The sequence below is a fragment of the Enterococcus ratti genome (assembly GCF_001886195.1).
Classification (GTDB): domain Bacteria; phylum Bacillota; class Bacilli; order Lactobacillales; family Enterococcaceae; genus Enterococcus_B; species Enterococcus_B ratti.
On the sequence record NZ_JXLB01000010.1, the window covers coordinates 20,858 to 38,934 of the forward strand.

An 18,077-nucleotide genomic window follows, 5' to 3' on the forward strand; every position below is an offset into this window, starting at 1 on the left:
AGTGAGGTGAAAAAAATGGGATCATTACCAATGTTAGTGATGTTCGTTGCTCTTTTAGCAATGTGGTACTTCATGTCACGTACGCAAAAGAAGCAACAACAAGAACGTCAAAATTTATTAGATAGCATGAAACCTGGTGATGAAGTCGTGACGATCGGCGGACTGCACGGTGTTATTTCAGAAATTGACAATGAAAAGCGTACAGTTGTTTTAGACTGTGAAGGAATTTTCTTAGAATACGACCGTGCAGCAATTAAAACGGTAAAATCTGGAACTGTCGTAACCAATGATGCGAAGGTAAATACAGTAACCGAACCGAAAGCTGCTGAAAAAGTAGAAGTCAAAGAGGACATGACTGAAACGATAGAAGAATCAGAAGAAAGCAAAGAAAACAAATAAATTTTGCTAAATGAGATGCTGGGGATAGAATCCAGTTTCAAGAAATTAGCCGTATGCATGAAAATTAGAAAAAACAATTTTTCGTGTGTACGGTTTATTTTTTTGAAGTTTCGGTTTGTAATATCCTTTATTTTAACTAGGGCTTGTTTCATTCACTTTAAGAATGGCTGGTTTTATATGAATGTCTCAGAGAAAAAATTAAATTTAAGTTTTTCTTTATTTTTATAAGGAAATATATTGTTAAATATTGAATAAACTATTTTTATAGAAAATAAATTCACTGATTTCTTACATTGTCACTTAAAACCTTTATTTACGTGGATTTATACTAAATTATTAAAAACTGTGAAAAAAATCACAAAAAATGTTTACAGATAAAAGAGTTTGTTGTATGATGTTAATGTGAAATATTTAACAAATAATTGTGACCTATTAGGAGGAATACAATGACTAAAGTAATGGAAAAAGAACAATCAAAAACAATTGATGTGCAAGAAATGATCAATGAACTAGCAACAAAGGCAAATACTGCTTTAAAAGAAATGGAAAATTTCGATCAAAAAAAAGTAGATCATATTGTGCATGAAATGGCAATGGCAGCATTGGATCAACATATGCCGTTAGCAAAAATGGCTGTTGAAGAAACAGGACGTGGAATTTATGAAGATAAAGCAATCAAAAATATGTATGCGTCTGAATATATTTGGAACAACATCAAACACGATAAAACAGTCGGTGTGATCAATGAAGATGTTCAAAAAGGACTGATTGAAATTGCTGAACCTGTTGGGGTTGTCTGTGGCGTAACTCCTACAACCAACCCAACTTCAACAACGATCTTTAAAGCAATGATTGCTTTGAAAACGAGAAATCCAATTATATTTGCTTTTCATCCAAGCGCACAACAATCTTCTGCTGAAGCTGCTCGTGTTGTTCGCAAGGCAGCAATTGCAGCTGGTGCACCGGAAAATTGTATACAATGGATTGAACATCCTTCCATTGAAGCAACTTCTATGTTGATGAATCACCCGGGGGTTGCAATTGTCTTAGCGACTGGTGGAGCAGGGATGGTTAAATCGGCATACTCAACAGGCAAACCAGCTTTAGGTGTAGGTCCGGGTAACGTACCAGCTTATATTGAAAAGACCGCAAAAATCAAACGAGCTGTAAATGACTTAATTGTTTCTAAAACGTTTGACAATGGAATGATTTGTGCTTCTGAACAAGCAATAATCGTTGATAAAGAGATTTATGCTGCAGTAAAAGCAGAATTTAAAGCGCATCAAGTGTATTTTGTAAAACCATCTGAGCTTTCAAAACTAGAAGATGCAGTGATGAATGAAGGCAAATATGCTGTTAATCCTGTGATCGTTGGGCGATCGGCTATGGATATTGCAAAACTAGCAGGGATCAACGTGCCTACAGGAACTAAAATGTTGATTGCAGAATTAGAAGACGTTGGCGCAGATTATCCACTATCACGAGAAAAGCTTTCTCCGGTATTAGCGATGGTTAAAGCAAATAACACTGAGCATGCTTTTGAACTATGCGAAGGGATGTTAAACCTTGGCGGATTAGGACATACTGCTGTCATTCATTCAGAAGATGAAGAATTACAGGTTAAGTTTGGTCTACGCATGAAAGCATGTCGTATTTTAGTCAATACGCCTTCAGCAGAAGGTGGTATTGGGAATATCTACAATGAGATGATTCCTTCCCTAACTCTAGGTTGCGGCTCGTATGGTAAGAATTCTATTTCTAGAAATGTGAGTGCGGTCAATTTAATTAATGTCAAAACTGTAGCGAAACGGAGAAATAATATGCAATGGTTCAAGTTACCACCAAAAATCTTCTTTGAAAAGAACTCTTTGCTGTATTTAGAAAAAATGGAAAATGTCGAACGTGTCATGATTGTTTGTGATCCAGGAATGGTTCAGTTTGGCTATTGTGATACCGTGCGAGAAGTATTATCGCGTCGCAAGAATGATGTGAAAATTGAAGTCTTCTCAGAAGTTGAACCTAATCCTTCAACAAATACTGTTTATGCAGGAACTAAATTGATGGCTGATTTCAAACCAGATACAGTTATTGCTTTAGGTGGCGGGTCTGCAATGGATGCTGCTAAAGGGATGTGGATGTTTTATGAACATCCAGATACTTCGTTTTTTGGAGCAAAACAAAAATTCTTAGATATTCGTAAACGGACGTACAAGATTGACAAACCAGAAAAAACTCAATTTGTGTGTATTCCAACAACTTCAGGTACGGGATCGGAAGTGACACCGTTTGCGGTTATTACTGATAGTGAAACGCATGTGAAGTATCCGTTAGCCGATTATGCATTGACGCCAGATGTAGCAATTGTTGATCCACAGTTTGTGATGTCAGTTCCAGCTTCTGTGACGGCTGATACAGGAATGGATGTATTAACGCATGCGATTGAATCTTACGTTTCTGTGATGGCTTCTGATTATACAAGAGGGTTGAGCTTGCAAGCTATTAAGTTAGTCTTTGATTATTTAGAAAAATCAGTGAAAACGCCTGATATGGAATCACGTGAAAAAATGCATAATGCTTCTACTATGGCTGGTATGGCGTTTGCTAATGCATTTTTAGGAATTTGCCATTCAGTTGCTCATAAAATCGGTGGAGAATATGGAATTCCACATGGTCGTACCAATGCTATTTTATTGCCGCATATCATTCGTTATAACGCAAAAGATCCTCAAAAACATGCTATGTTCCCTAAATATGATTATTTCCGTGCCGATACAGATTATGCCGACATTGCGAAATTTTTAGGATTAAAAGGGCAAACGACGGAAGAACTAGTTGAAGCTTTAGCGACAGCTGTTTATGAATTAGGCCAATCAGTAGGAATTGATATGAGCTTGAAAGCACAAGGCGTGACACAAGAAGTATTAGATTCTACTGTTGATCGTATGGCAGAACTTGCTTATGAAGATCAATGTACAACAGCTAATCCAAAAGAACCGTTAATCAGTGAATTAAAACAAATCATTCTTGATGCCTATAATGGGTGATTTGTTAAAGACTAAGTAGCGATTGTAGCAGAAACTTTTTCTCCAAAACTCAATTAACAATAAGTCGTGATGTTTTCGTTGACGAGCGTACTGACTAAGAAACAACTGTAACGAATCGTTACGAGGATAATAAGCCGAACCATTAAAAAATAGAAGAGTCTATTTTTTAATGGTTCGGCTGTTTTTTTGTCAACTGAGAGACCTATCAAAGTGAATTGAAAGAGCTAGTTTTTATTAGCTGCTTAAGTGCTAGTTTAGAAAATCTTTTCGTACCTATTTTTGTAAAAAATATGAGTGATTCATTTCTAACAGTTAATGTGTGTAAAGATTTCTTGATTGTATAGTTGAATGGCTAGCTATTATTTTGGGAAACTGGATGAGAGGGAGTAAAAATAAATAGGTTTTTGTTTTTTTAAATGAAAAAAGAACAGAAAAATAACTAAAATCCATAAAAAGTTGAAGAGATATTTTTGTGGATTTTATTTGTTTTTTAGAGGTTTAATCCTTTTATACAGGCATTTAAAAAAAATGAAGGAAGAAGGACAATTCATCTTCTTCTTTGAAAAAAAAAAAAAACGTTTCTTTTATCTGCTTTTTATATGGTAAAATCCAACAAATTAAAGGATATATGAGATAGGAGGAAACAACTATGATAATTTCAAAAACAAAAAAAAGTTGGTAAAAATAGAAAGTGAAATACATATTAAAACGGATGAGATTTTAAAACGAATGATAGAATTGAACGTACAAAACCAGTTGACTATTCCAATAGAAAAAGAGGAGGATCGGGTGAAGCAAATGCTAGAATTAAAAAAAGCATTTGAAGCATTAACAAATGAGGATAGATATGAACGAGGACAGGCATTTTTTGGAATAAAACTAGCCGAATTAGATGAACAAATACTCAACAAAGCTAATATTCAGAAAAAAAGAAAACTAGAAAATAAAAAAAATTTTTATTCCATATATACTCCTAGCTCTTCTATAGAAAAAGAAAAAGTAAGACTTGAAAATGCACTGAAAAAATATAAAAAACGTGAACGGACTATTATAGGAAAAATCAGAAATTTTATTGACAAAAAAAAAATTCAGCAGTTAAAAAAGCAATTAAAAAATCTGTTACAAGATGTTTTTGTAAAATATAGTTTACAAGAATATACACAGGAAAAGCAAAAAGATCTAGGTAGTCTTACACAATATAGCGTAGAAAAAAGTAAAGAAGAAAATGAGCAAAATGGACAAAAAACAAGAGAAATGGATAGGCAAGAACATACGAAAATTTAGTAAGCTATTGATGAAACGAGAAAAATACGCCGTGTTTTCCAAAAAATTTGAAAGTGGGAAAGATGTTTGGTGAGGCTATTTGAAATTATAATTACAAAGGATAAAAACTGAAAACCAAAGAGAGATGGAAAGACTGCTTTTTTCCAAAAAGAAATGCACCTAATTTGAACAATGAGAAATCTAGTTTTTTAGCGTTATGAGGGAAGAATATTCCCTTTACGTAAACAAAAATGCTGAAAAAACAAGGCCGTTGTTTACTGGTTCATTATTGGAAAGTAAAGTAATTTTTCTATTTTTTTTCTTTTGTGGCTGTGTATGCTTTTTTAGGTCAAATTTAGATAGTTTTTGTTCAAATACTGATATTTATAGTAGAAGTTATTACTGATATATTAAGGATGTAAAAAAATGAAAGCGTTTGAAAGGTAGCGTGAAGATGATTATTAAAGAAGAGATTTTTGTATCAAAAGAATTAGTCGAAGAAAAAATTGATTTGCTTATTGAAAATCTAACAACGATTCAAGACGTCAAAGGTGAATTTTTATTGGACTTTGATGGACTGAAAGTAGATGACAAAAGCTGGACAGTTTGGAATTGGCCACAAGGGGTTGGCTTGTATGGCATCTATAAAAACTATCAAATGACTAAAAATCCACGAGCTTATCAAGTTGTTAACGAATGGTTTGAGCAACGTATGAAAGAAGGTGCGCCCCCCAAAAATGTTAATACGATGGCTCCACTACTAACGATGGCTTATTTGTATGAAGATACGAACGATTCTCGTTATTTCTCGTATTTAGAACAATGGGCAGAGTGGGTGATGAATGACATGCCTCGAACTAAAGAAAACGGGTTGCAGCATGCGACTTATGGGCCGGAAAATAAAAATCAGTTGTGGGACGATACGTTGATGATGACTGTCTTGCCTTTAGCAAAAATTGGTAAACTATTAAATCGCCCAGAATATTTAGAAGAAGCACGTTATCAATTTATGATTCATATTAAATATCTAATGGATAAACGTACAGGATTGTGGTACCATGGCTGGACTTTTGAAGGTAATCACAATTATGCAGAAGCATTTTGGGCAAGGGGAAATTGTTGGTTGACGATTGCGATTCCGGAAATTATTGAAATTTTAGAATTACCTAAAGACGATGCGTTACGTAAATTGTTGATTGCAACACTTGAAGCACAAGTTCATTCATTAAAGGCTTGTCAATCCCAAAGCGGATTATGGCACACATTATTAGACGATCCTTCTTCTTATGTGGAATCTTCGGCAACGGCAGGTTTTGCTTATGGAATTTTAAAAGCAGTTCATAAACGTTATTTGCCTCAAAAATATAAAGAAGTTGCTTTTCAGGCAATTCAAGGCTTGCTTGAACAAATTGATGAAAAAGGGGAAGTGAAAAATGTATCTGTAGGAACGGGGATGGGTGGTAATTTAGACTTTTATCGAAACATTGGAATTACTGCGATGCCTTACGGTCAGTCATTAATGGTGCTTTGTTTAACAGAATTACTTATCTCTTATTGCTGAAAGAAAGGAGAATGAAATATGAAGAAAACATCTTTGCTGTTTGCTGCGAGTCTTCTTAGCTTAAGTTTATTAGGATTAAGTGGTTGTGGAAGGTATTCTAATGCAAAAGCAAACGAAACGATCATCCTACGTTTTGCTTATGCAAGCAACAGCCAACCAGTCATTGATGCAATGAATGAATTTGGGCGTTTGGTAAAAGAAAAATCAAACGGCTCCATACAAATCAACTATTTTCCAGATGGACAGCTAGGCGGTGAACGAGAACTGATTGAATTAACACAGTCAGGGGCTGTAGATTTTACAAAAGTCAGTGCTTCGGCGTTAGAAAGTTTTTCTAAAGACTATGCTGTTTTTTCCATTCCATATTTGTTTACCAACGAAAATCATTTCTTTCGTGTGATGAATGACGAGAAAATAATGCAGCCGATTTTTCAATCTACAAAAAAATTAGGATTTACAGGACTGACCTATTATGATTCCGGTCAACGCAGTTTTTATATGGTAGATAGTCCGATACATACACCTGAAGATTTAAAAGGAAAAAAATTCGTGTAATGCAAAGCGAAACCGCCATCAAAATGGTTGAGCTTTTAGGTGGATCAGCAGTACCCATGGGAAGTGATGAAGTGTATACATCTCTTCAATCTCATTTGATCCAAGGGTCAGAAAACAATGAATTTGTTTTATATACAGCAGGACATGGTGGTGTAGCTAAATATTATTCTTATGATGAACATACACGTGTTCCTGATATCATGATCATGAACGATGCGACCAAAGAACAATTGACGGCAGAACAAAAAAAAGCAATAAAAGAAGCCGCAGCAGCATCCACTGCTTTTGAAATCAAAGCTTTTGCAAAAGCAGTGGATGAAGAAAAGAATGTGGCACAAAAAGAATACGGTGTTCAATTTAACAAAGTAGAAAATACTCCTTTTCGAAAAGCTGTTGCACCGCTTCATGAAGCATTTAAAAATGATCCTGTCTATAAAAGACTTTATCAAATGATCCAAGAAAAAGGAGCTCAAGGAATATGAAAATGGTCATAAATAAAGTATTAGAAATTCTAGGAGCTGTTTTACTGCTAGGAATGATCGTTATTGTGTTATGGCAGGTATTCGCGCGTACGGTATTAGGCACTCCGAATACAATTACAGAAGAACTCGTACGATTTGGTCTAGTTTGGTTTGCCATGTTGTCTTCTGCTTATGTTGTAGGACAAAAAGCTCATTTAGCAGTTACAATTTTAAGTGAAAAATTATCAGGTAAAAAAAGCAAAGCTTTAGAAATCATTGTTCAGTGTTTATTTTTAGCTTTTGCCATCATCATCATGGGATACGGTGGATGGAAGGCCGTGACTTTAACAATGAGCCAACTTTCTCCTTCATTAAGTATTCCTATGGGTTACGTCTATTTATCAGTACCAGTTTCTGGAGGACTAATTATCATTTACAGTCTGCTTAATTTAATTGATACGTTAAGGAATAAATTAATGATTCAAGAAAAAATGTAAACATGGAGGAATAAAATGGCAATAGAAGCCGGATTAGTGTTATTTTTTGTATTTGTTGTGTTGCTTATATTAGGAATGCCGATCGCTATAAGCATTGCTTTTTCATCAATGATGACGTTAATGCTTGTGATACCGTTTGATGTTTCTGCATTCAGTTCTGCTCAAAAAATGGTGGGCAGCATTAACAGCTTTTCATTGATTGCTATTCCATTCTTTGTCTTTTCTGGGATTATCATGAACAATGGCGGAATAGCAAAGAAATTAGTGGATTTTGCGATGCTGTTTGTAGGACGTGTACCCGGAGCCTTGGCGCATACGAATGTGTTGGGCAATGCTTTGTTTGGATCAATCTCTAGTTCAGCAATAGCCGCTTCTACGGCTATCGGCGGAGTACTAATTCCTCAACAAGTAGAAGAAGGATATGAACGTAAATTTGCAACAGCAGTCAATATTGCTTCTGCACCAACTGGAATGGTTATCCCACCAAGTACAGCGTTCATCATGTACTCTCTTGTTGCTGGCGGTGCCTCAATTTCTGCTTTATTTATGGGAGGATACCTAGTAGGTGCGTTATGGTCGTTAGGAATTATGCTCGTAGCATTTATCATAGCTAAAAAGAACAAATACCCAGTTGCAGAAAAAGGTCAGATTGCTCATGCTGGAAAAGTGTTAAAAGACGCGCTTCCTAGTTTACTGTTAATCGTCATTATTATTGGAGGTATTTTAACGGGAATTTTTACTGCGGTAGAAGCTTCGGCAATTGCTGTGATCTACTCATTGTTGATTGCGATGTTCTATTATAAAACAGTTAAAGTAAAAGATCTTCCGAATATGCTTTTTCAGTCAGTAGCAATGTCTGGCACAATCATGTTTTTACTGGCCACTTCTTCGATGATGTCTTTTGCTATGGCGTTTACTGGAATCCCTCAAGCCATTAGTTCAATGATTATGGGGGTAACAGATAATAAATATCTTATTTTGTTATTAGTAAATCTTGTGCTGCTTCTAGTAGGCATGTTTATGGATGTTGCTCCTGCTATATTGATCTTTACACCAATCTTTTTGCCTATTGTAACGAGTGTCGGTGTCGATCCGGTTCATTATGGATTGTTTTCAATTATGAATTTATGTGTAGGATCCATTACACCACCGGTAGGAACAGGCTTATATGTTGGCGCTAGCGTAGGAGGTGTTAAAGCAGAAGCCATGTTGAAACCGTTACTGCCTTTTTACGGAATTATTTTAGTTGTTTTGTTCTTGATTACTTACTTTCCACAAGTTGTTATGTGGTTGCCCAATCTGTTGAGTTAGGAGAAATGACATGCTAAACATCACCATCAGAGGACATGATCTATCTGGCGTACAAACAATTGAAGAACTGGCTAAAAAAACAAAAGAACAAGGCGTTCACACGTTACAACTGGCATTGAATTTGTCCTTTCCTGAACTTCCTTCAGGTGTCAGTCATATTAACTCAGGCATGGGAAATTATGTCAAGCGAGTACTGGCTAAGCAGGAAGTTTCTGTAGGGATTTTAAGCTGTTATATCAATATGATCCATCCAGATATGGTGTTTCGAGAAACATTGTTGAGGAAATTTGAACAGTACCTTCGTTATGCTTCTTCTTTTGGTGCTTCAATTGTTGCTACAGAAACAGGCTGTGTGCGCCCGTCCATTCAATATACTAAAGAAAATTTTACGAATGAAGCATTTACAGAAGCCATACAAGTCATTTGTCGTTTAGTAAAAACTGGAGAAAAAAATCACGTGATGGTTGGAATTGAACCGGGATTGAATCATCCAGTTTATTCTTTAGATCGAGTAGCACAATTAATTCAATTAGTAAATTCAGAATATTTAGGAATTATTTTAGATCCAACCAACCTCATCAACAGCCATAATTATTTGCAACACGTTCAATTGGTAGAAGAGGCTTTTGAACGATTTGGTGAAAAAATATGTGCGGTCCATTTGAAAGATTTTTGTGTAGAAGCAGGTAAGATCATACCGGTAAATTTAGGAAAAGGTGTAATTGAATATACAAAGATTATTGATATTGTCAAGAAAAAGCGGCCTTATTTATATGTAGTTCTTGAAGAGACAAAAGATGATGGAATACGTGAAGGGCGGAAACTTTTACTTTGATAAGAAGGCGTTGGACACATGCGATCGTTAACTTTGAAAACGGTAGGCCGTCCGTTTTATTTTCTTGAAGTTCGTCTTTTTTATAGAAAAAATGTGCGACCATAAGATTGTTTATGAATGAACAAGGAAGGAGTGCGTAAAATGAAAATAAATGGTGAGTCGGTCAATACAATGGTCTCTGATCAATATGAGATTTATCATGTTAAAGACGTAGTTAGTCAAAATAAAACCATTTATCATTACCATGATTTTTATGAAATTCATACGACACTTAAAGGTTCGGCAACCTTTTATTTAAATGGTCGGCAATTTACGATTCATTCTGGCAGTGTTTTACTTATTCATTCAAACGATTTGCATCGAATTGTCCGACAATCTTCAGATGTATTCGAACGTGTTTATATATTCGTTACGCCATCTTTTTTAAAAAGCCGTTCTACTCCATGGTCCAATTTATCTAGTTGTTTTCAACCAATGGGAGAAGATCGAAGCCGTGTTTTGCAAATAGACCCAAACATGTTGAAGCGAAAATTGGCGTTTATTGATAATCCGCCAGATAAAACAGTTTATGGCGAAGATATTCGGTATGAACACGAGCTGATCGAATACCTGATTTTTTTAAATCAAATGGTGCAAAAAGAAGAATGCATGCAAGAACAAAACGCTGTAGTACCGAATGAACGGGTAGAACAGATGCTTCAATATATTGCAAATAACTTGTCCCATCCACTTTCGCTAGAAGAAATGGAAAAAAAATTTTTTGTTAGTAAATATTATATTACGAGAGAATTTAAAAAGTATACCGGATTTACTTTTCATCAATATGTGTTAAAGAAAAAACTGATTTATGCCAAGTATTTGTTGCGAGAATATCGCAGTTCTAGTGCAGTATACAATAAAAGCGGGTTCTCTTCTTACCCACATTTTTTAAAGGTATTCAAAAAAGAATTTGGGTTAACGCCTAAAGAATTTTTAAAACGAGACGTTCATAATCCACTCATTCATCATGTACATTTTGAAGAAGAATGATGGCAAAATAAAAGAAAACCAAAATAAGTCATCTTATAACATTTTTATCCAAAACTGAGCTAATTCTTTAGAGAAAAGTAAGCTTTCTTTAGTTAAAGTAAGTTTAATTAAAGAAATGGCAGTTCAGGATAGGTTTGTCAAATTTTAAATAACAGTAATTAGTAGATGCAAGTAAATAAGCTCTTTCTTTTTTGAGCGTCAAAATTATTTTGCTTAATTCTTTGATTCATTAGGATATTCAGATAAATTGATTGAACGGATTAAGAGTAAACTTTTCTGTTATCAATGAAAGATCAAACGTCAATAAAGTAAAAGAGGTGACAAGATGAATCCAATATTTATCGCTATAGATATCGGCGCTTCAAGTGGACGCTTAATGAAAAGCGTGAAAGATGAGAATGATTATTTATCCTTGGAAGAAGTGCATCGTTTTAAAAATGAGTTTCGCCAAGAAGACAAGCACGATCGTTGGCAAATGGACTATTTGATCAAAGAAATTTTAACCGGATTTGAAAAATTAAAGCAATCAGGAGTCAGTCATTGTTTTGCCGGAATTGACACATGGGCAGTGGATTACTGTTTGCTTGATGACCAAGAAGAACGTTTAAGTAATCCAATTGCTTATCGTGATCATCGAACAAATGGAGCAGTCGAACGTTTTTCAAAAATTTATCCTCTTAAACAGTTATACGAGCAAACTGGTATCCAAATTCAACCGTTTAATACCTTATTTCAGTTATTTACCGAAGAAAAAGAACTTCTAGCAAGAACCCATAAACTGCTCTTAATTCCTGATTATTTAGGGTATATCTTTACGGGAAAAATGGTAACAGAAAAAACCAATGCTTCTACAATGCAGCTACTCAACATTAAAACGAAAACGTGGGAGCCGAGGCTACTTAAAGCCGTTGGTATTTCGACTGACTCGTTTGCACCATTAGTTGAACCCGGAACAATTCTTGGTGTTTTGCAAAAAGAAAAATTTTCTGAATACGATTTACCGGATGTTACATTTATCACGGTAGCCAGTCATGATACAGCATCAGCGGTTTTAGGAACACCCGGTCAAGGAAAACAGTGGGGCTACATCAGTAGTGGTACTTGGTCGCTTTTAGGAATTGAAACAACGTGTGCCAATGTTTCACGTGCTGCTTTTTCTGCAAACTATACAAATGAGTGGGGAGCACATCATACAGTACGTTTCTTGAAAAATATTATGGGCATGTGGTTAATTCAAGAAGTGGCTCGTAGTCAAAAATACGTATATAGTTATGCAAATCTTGCGGAGCTTGCAGCAAAAGAAAAACCATTGCAACAAGTAATTGACGTTAATGCCCCTCGATTTTTAAAGCCATCCAACATGATCGAAGAAATTCAACATTATTGTTTGGAAACAAAACAGCCACTTCCGACAACGGTAGGAGAGATTGCACGATGTGTATATGACAGCCTTGCACTTTGCTATGCGCAGGAGCTAACTAAAGTAGAAACTTTGACGGGACGAAAGCTTAAAAAATTACATATTGTAGGAGGCGGTGCAAATAATCAATTATTAAATCAATTGACAGCTAATTATGCTGGCGTGATCGTAGAAGCTGGTCCGAATGAAGCAACCGCTATAGGAAATCTAATCATGCAAATGCTTTGTATGCAGCAATTTACAGACATACATCATGCTAGAAAAGCGATCCGCCGGTCATTTTCTTGTGAAATATTTTATCCAAATCAAAACAAGCAGGAAAGCTTGATAAATAAAGCTAAAGGAGTGTCATATGAACACAATTGAAAAAAAATATGAACAAGCAAAAGAAAAATATGCAGAAATTGGTGTTGATACTGATGCGGTGCTGGAAAAGATGCAGACCATCAAAATTTCTATTCATTGCTGGCAAGGAGATGATGTGAAAGGCTTTTTATCATCAACTGGTGAACTAACAGGTGGCATCTTGGCAACAGGTAACTTTCTGGGTGTTCCACGCACACCTGATGAGCTTAGACAGGATTTAGAAAAAGTATTTTCCTTGATACCGGGAAAACATAAATTGAATCTGCATGCCATTTACTTAGATACAGATGAAACGGTAGATTTAAATGAAATTCAACCAAAGCATTTTAAAAAGTGGGTGGATTGGGCTAAAAAAGAAGAAATTGGTCTTGATTTCAATCCAACATTTTTTTCCCATCCTATGATGAAAAATGGCTTAACATTAGCACATCCTGATAAAAAAGTTCGTGAATACTGGATTGAACATGGAAAAAGAAGCCGGAAAATTGCAGAATATTTTGGAAAAGAGACCGGACAAACTTGTATCAACAATTTTTGGGTACCCGATGGGATGAAAGATCACCCAATTGATCGATTTACACCAAGGAAACGTTTAATGGCTTCCTTAGATGAGATTTTTACTGAATCTTTCGATGAAAACTATCTGCAAGACGCGGTAGAAAGCAAATTATTTGGGTTAGGTGCGGAAGCTTATACAGTCGGTTCTCATGAATTTTATTTAGGTTATGGTTTAACTCGAAACAAGCTAGTTTGTTTAGATGCCGGCCATTTTCATCCAACAGAAATGATTTCTAATAAAATATCCTCTTTGGCTTTATTCAGTAAAGGCATTATGTTGCATGTTTCTCGTCCAGTACGCTGGGATTCTGATCATGTCGTTTTGATGGATGATGAATTACAAGAAATTGCAAGAGAATTGATACGCAATGAATTATTAGAAAAAACGAATATTGGTTTAGACTTTTTTGATGCAACAATCAATCGAATCGCAGCTTGGGTCATCGGTACTAGAAACACACAAAAAGCATTAATGAAAGCGATGTTAGAACCCATCGAACAATTAAAAGAAATGGAACTAGCTTTTGACTTTACATTCAAAATGGCGTATACCGAAGAACTAAAGGACTTTCCGTACGCAGATGTATGGAATTACTTCTGCTACAAAAATCAAGTACCTGTTGGATTAGATTGGCTTCAAGTAGTTAATGAATATCAAAAAAATGTATTAGAATTAAGAAAATAGAGAAGGTGAAACGGTGAAAAAAATAGATATTTTACAAGCACCATGTGTAAAAGAAATGATCGAAACGACTGCAAATCTTTATCGTTTAGGGTGGGATGAACGTAATGGCGGTAATCTCTCTTATTTATTAAAAGAAGAAGAAATCACGCCATTTTTGGATCCTAAAAAAGTGATTCGTCGTCTTTCAATGTCCTTTGATGCGCGTCCTTTAGCCGGTTCTTATTTCATTGTGACGGGTTCAGGAAGGTATTTTAAAAATGTGGCAAGTGCACCTGCTGAAAACCTCGGGATCATTCGAATAGCTGAAAATGGTCAAACGTTAGAGCTTTTATGGGGGTTAGAAAACGAATGCTTGCCGACAAGTGAGCTTCCAACCCATTTCATGAGCCATGTTGCTCGTTTGAAAGTGGATCCGGCACACCGAATTGTTTTACATTGTCATGCGAGTCATCTATTGGCAATGAGTTTTACGCATGAGTTGGATGAACGTTTGTTTACTCGTACGTTATGGCAAATGTGTACAGAATGTCTGGTGGTTTTTCCAGAAGGAATTTCAATTGTTCCATGGATGGTTCCGGGAACAATTGAAATTGGAGAAGCGACAGCTAAAAAGATGAAAGAGACACGTTTAGTTTTATGGCCACAGCATGGAATTTATGGTGCAGGAAAAGATATGGATGAAGTTTTTGGATTGATTGAAACAGCAGAAAAAGCAGCACAAGTGTACACCTATGTCAAAGCACAAGGACCAATTTTACAAACGATTACAGATGAAAAACTTTGGCGCTTAGCAGAGGCATTTGATGTAGCACCAAAAGCAGGATATTTAGAGAGAGTGCCAAAGAAAGCAGGTAGTTAAAATGCCAAAAAAAGTTTTTTGTATGCGTCTTTATTCAGAAAAGCAAAAGGAATATAAAAGAAGGCATGACAAGCTTTGGCCAGAAATGCGTACCGCTCTTCAAGAGCATGGCGTAAGTGAGTATTCGATTTATCTTGATCCGACTACAAATGTTTTATTTGGGTACCTTGTCATTGAAGATGAAACGTTATGGTCAAAAATGGCCAAGACGCCAATTAATCAAAAATGGTGGCAATATATGAAAGATGTCATGGAAACAAATCCTGATTCCTCCCCGGTTAGTTGGGAACTGTTGCCTGTTTTCGAATTATAAAAAGTAAAGATAAGGCAAAAGATTTAAAGGGTTAAACGGCACTAATTCGGATAAAGCAACTAGAATGATAGATAAAATAACTATTAAGTAAAATGGAATAACTAATTGATTGAGTAACTAAAACATACAAGGAGGAAAAAATGACGAACCGTATAATTTTAAATGAAACGTCTTATTTTGGAAAAGGAGCAATTGCAGAAATTGTTCCTGAGTTTCGACGTCGTGGATTTAAAAAAGCAGCTATCATTACGGATAAAAGGTTGGTCGAACAAGGCGTAGCACCAAAAGTGATGACGCTTTTAGACCATGTAGCGATTGATTATGTGTTGTATGACGGTATTGTTCCTAATCCAACCATTCAAAATGTTAAAGAGGGTGTCGCTTTCGTTAAAAAAGCTAAGGTAGATTGTCTAATTGCAATTGGAGGAGGCTCGCCGATTGATACAGCAAAAGCTATTGGTATCATTTTAACCAACCCTGAGTTCTCAGATGTGATTAGCCTTGAAGGCACGACTGTTACTAAAAAACCAAGCTTGCCTATTTTAGCCGTTCCTACTACTTCTGGAACAGCCGCGGAAGTAACGATCAACTACGTCATTACGGATGAAACAAAACAGCGCAAGTTTGTGTGTGTCGATCCTCATGATATTCCAATTGTTGCTTTTATTGATAGTGAAATGATGAAAGGAATGCCTAAAGCACTAGCAGCGTCTACGGGAATGGATGCCATGACTCATGCAATTGAAGGACTCATCACAAAAGGGGCTTGGGAAATGACGGACATGTTTCATTTAAAAGCCATTGAAATTATTGGACAGGCATTAGAAGATTCGGTAAACGGAAATCAAAAAGGACGAGAAAAAATGGTATTAGGACAATATATCGCAGGTATGGGATTTTCAAATGCCGGATTAGGCTTGGTCCATGGGATGGCGCATCCGTTAAGTGCGTGGTATAACATCCCTCATGGGATAGCTTGTGCCGTCCTTTTACCAACGATTATGAAATACAATAAAGAATACACTGGGGAAAAATACCGTGACATTGCACGAGCGCTGGGAATTGAAAAAGCCAGTGAAATGTCTTTAGAAGCGGCTCGTCATGCTGCTTGTTTAGAAATTGATCGTTTAAGTAAAGCCGTAGGAATACCAGCTACAATTTCAGAACTTGGAGTGCAAGCAGCCGATATTCCGGCGATTGCCGAAGATGCGTTGCGTGACGTATGTACTCCGGGAAATCCAAGAGAAGCTACAATCGAAGAGATTATAACTCTTTATCAAAGTTTAATGTAGAAGAAAAAAAACGGTTAAGTTTAGCTTGTTTGCAAAATAAAAGGTCATGATTTCGCTCTAGTTCTTTTAAACAAAAGGGATTTTCGCTATAATTTTTCTTATTAAGAAATAGGAGAATGTGATATGGAAAAGAAAAAACCTTATGGCACTGTTTTAATCAAAGCTTCTAAAATATTGGATTATTTAGCAGAAAACCCTGATGTTTCCTTACAAGTTATTGCAAAAGGAGTTGAAATGACACCTCCCACTGTTCTAAAAATTTTAGATACTTTACTGAGGATCGGCTATGTTAACAAAAATTCAGAAAAAAATTATCGTTTAGGAGCAAAACTTATTCGGTATGCGAATAAAAATATTGAACAAATGGATCTAGTGGAACTGACTTTGCCATTTTTAGAAAAACTTCAGAAAAAAATCGATGAAACCATTCATTTGGGAATTATAGATAATGATGAAATTCTCTATGTTAATAAGTTGGAACCCAAACACCAAACTATCCGCATGTCTTCTAAAATCGGTATTACACGTCCCCTTTATAATTCAGCAATGGGAAAAGCAGTATTGGCGGAGTTTAGTGAAGAACAATATACCGCTTATCTTGAAACACATCCACTGGTCCCTTATACAAAGTACACGATTACGAATGCTTTACGTTTGAAAAAAGAAATTCAAACTGTCAAAGAAAGTCACGTGGCATTTGATGATGAAGAAATTGAAAGAGATATTTTTTGCATAGGAGCCTCAATCGTGAAAAATGATCAGGCTATCGGTGCTTTTAGTGTAAGCATGCCTAAATATCGCTTAACGGATAAATTAAAAAAAGAAATTATCCATGCGTTGACGCAAACCAAAAAAGAAATTGAAAAAAGAATCTAAATTTAAATTGAAAAGCGTTTGCATTTTCTCTTTTCTGCCCTATAATAGAAATATAAATTTCTGATTCGAAAATAAAAATTTCTATATAGGAAATAGGTGGAGAGAATGAAAAAAATTAGTATTTTATCGCGTTTAAAAAATGCAGGAGTAATTGCTGTGGTACGGGGAAAAAATAAAGAAGAAGCATTAAACGCTTGCCATGCCATTATTAAAGGCGGGTTAACTGGTATCGAATTGACATTCACCGTACCACAAGCGGATCAAGTAATTAAGGAACTTCGGGCTTGTTACAATGATCAATTAAATATAGTCATTGGTGCAGGAACGGTTTTAGATGCTATTACCGCTCGTTTGGCTATTCTAGCTGGTGCAGAGTATATTGTCAGTCCTTCTTTTGATGATGAAACGGCGCAACTTTGTAATCTCTATCAAATTCCTTATTTGCCCGGCTGTATGACAATCACTGAAGTGTCGACGGCTTTAAAAAGCGGGGTAGATATTGTTAAGCTATTTCCTGGAAGCGCTTATGGACCAAGCATCATTTCTGCTTTTAAAGCTCCTATGCCGCAAATCAATGTGATGCCTACTGGTGGTGTAAATTTAGAAAACATGAAAGAATGGTTTGCGGAAGGAGCTGTCACTGTGGGAGTAGGAGGAAACCTGTTAGCGCCAGTAGCGACTGGTGATTTTGATAAAGTAACAGAAGTTGCTCAGCAATATGCAGCAAAAATGGCAGAAATCAGGAGGTAGCCG

At 35.9% G+C, this 18,077-nt stretch carries 15 protein-coding genes and 1 pseudogene; all 16 read left to right on the forward strand.

Annotated features, from left to right (window positions below; all coding sequences use genetic code 11):
* Positions 1-15: 15 nt before the first annotated feature.
* The 16 genes and pseudogenes from yajC to RV14_RS06180 all read left to right on the forward strand — a co-directional run bounded on the left by yajC (position 16) and on the right by RV14_RS06180 (position 18,074).
* A complete protein-coding gene (yajC, locus tag RV14_RS06105; RefSeq protein ID WP_071855409.1) occupies positions 16-399 on the forward strand; it encodes a preprotein translocase subunit YajC in 384 nt (127 codons plus the stop codon).
* 446 nt (positions 400-845) lie between these two features.
* Positions 846-3,443 carry a bifunctional acetaldehyde-CoA/alcohol dehydrogenase gene (gene adhE / locus RV14_RS06110; RefSeq protein WP_071855410.1) on the forward strand — a complete coding sequence of 866 codons (2,598 nt, stop codon included), beginning with the start codon at positions 846-848 and terminating at the stop codon, positions 3,441-3,443.
* Between the two features lie 798 nt (positions 3,444-4,241).
* Positions 4,242-4,727, forward strand: a complete 486-nt coding sequence (locus RV14_RS06115; RefSeq protein ID WP_143139742.1) for a hypothetical protein — start codon at positions 4,242-4,244, stop codon at positions 4,725-4,727.
* 433 nt (positions 4,728-5,160) lie between these two features.
* Positions 5,161-6,267 (forward strand): beta-galactosidase BglB, encoded by a 1,107-nt coding sequence (bglB, locus tag RV14_RS06120; protein ID WP_071855412.1) that lies wholly within the window; start codon positions 5,161-5,163, stop codon positions 6,265-6,267.
* A 171-nt stretch (positions 6,268-6,438) separates the two neighbouring features.
* Positions 6,439-7,304, forward strand: a pseudogene (locus RV14_RS06125) (TRAP transporter substrate-binding protein).
* Positions 7,301-7,780 carry a TRAP transporter small permease gene (locus RV14_RS06130; RefSeq protein ID WP_071855413.1) on the forward strand — a complete coding sequence of 160 codons (480 nt, stop codon included), beginning with the start codon at positions 7,301-7,303 and terminating at the stop codon, positions 7,778-7,780. Before RV14_RS06125 ends, RV14_RS06130 begins: the two are co-directional and overlap by 4 nt.
* Before the next feature lie 15 nt (positions 7,781-7,795).
* Positions 7,796-9,091 (forward strand): TRAP transporter large permease, encoded by a 1,296-nt coding sequence (locus tag RV14_RS06135; protein ID WP_071855414.1) that lies wholly within the window; start codon positions 7,796-7,798, stop codon positions 9,089-9,091.
* Between the two features lie 10 nt (positions 9,092-9,101).
* A complete protein-coding gene (locus RV14_RS06140) occupies positions 9,102-9,926 on the forward strand; it encodes a sugar phosphate isomerase/epimerase family protein (protein ID WP_071855415.1) in 825 nt (274 codons plus the stop codon).
* Between the two features lie 141 nt (positions 9,927-10,067).
* Entirely contained in the window at positions 10,068-10,955 is an 888-nt protein-coding gene (locus tag RV14_RS06145) for a helix-turn-helix domain-containing protein (protein WP_425429253.1), read from the forward strand.
* Between the two features lie 325 nt (positions 10,956-11,280).
* Complete coding sequence (gene rhaB, locus RV14_RS06150) at positions 11,281-12,741, forward strand: rhamnulokinase (protein WP_071855417.1); 1,461 nt, start codon at positions 11,281-11,283, stop codon at positions 12,739-12,741.
* The gene (rhaA, locus tag RV14_RS06155; protein ID WP_071855418.1) at positions 12,728-13,984 is read left to right on the forward strand and encodes an L-rhamnose isomerase; all 1,257 of its coding nucleotides are present in this window, start codon (positions 12,728-12,730) and stop codon (positions 13,982-13,984) included. The genes rhaB and rhaA overlap by 14 nt, the downstream gene beginning before the upstream one ends.
* 13 nt (positions 13,985-13,997) lie before the next feature.
* Complete coding sequence (gene rhaD / locus RV14_RS06160) at positions 13,998-14,843, forward strand: rhamnulose-1-phosphate aldolase (protein ID WP_071855419.1); 846 nt, start codon at positions 13,998-14,000, stop codon at positions 14,841-14,843.
* A gap of 1 nt (position 14,844) precedes the next feature.
* Positions 14,845-15,156 carry an L-rhamnose mutarotase gene (gene rhaM / locus RV14_RS06165; RefSeq protein ID WP_071855420.1) on the forward strand — a complete coding sequence of 104 codons (312 nt, stop codon included), beginning with the start codon at positions 14,845-14,847 and terminating at the stop codon, positions 15,154-15,156.
* 140 nt (positions 15,157-15,296) lie between these two features.
* Positions 15,297-16,448, forward strand: coding sequence for a lactaldehyde reductase (gene fucO, locus RV14_RS06170; RefSeq protein ID WP_071855421.1), 1,152 nt, complete (start codon positions 15,297-15,299; stop codon positions 16,446-16,448).
* 123 nt (positions 16,449-16,571) lie between these two features.
* A complete protein-coding gene (locus RV14_RS06175; protein ID WP_071855422.1) occupies positions 16,572-17,324 on the forward strand; it encodes an IclR family transcriptional regulator in 753 nt (250 codons plus the stop codon).
* A 105-nt stretch (positions 17,325-17,429) separates the two neighbouring features.
* Positions 17,430-18,074 carry a bifunctional 4-hydroxy-2-oxoglutarate aldolase/2-dehydro-3-deoxy-phosphogluconate aldolase gene (locus RV14_RS06180; protein WP_071855423.1) on the forward strand — a complete coding sequence of 215 codons (645 nt, stop codon included), beginning with the start codon at positions 17,430-17,432 and terminating at the stop codon, positions 18,072-18,074.
* Positions 18,075-18,077 lie beyond the last annotated feature (3 nt).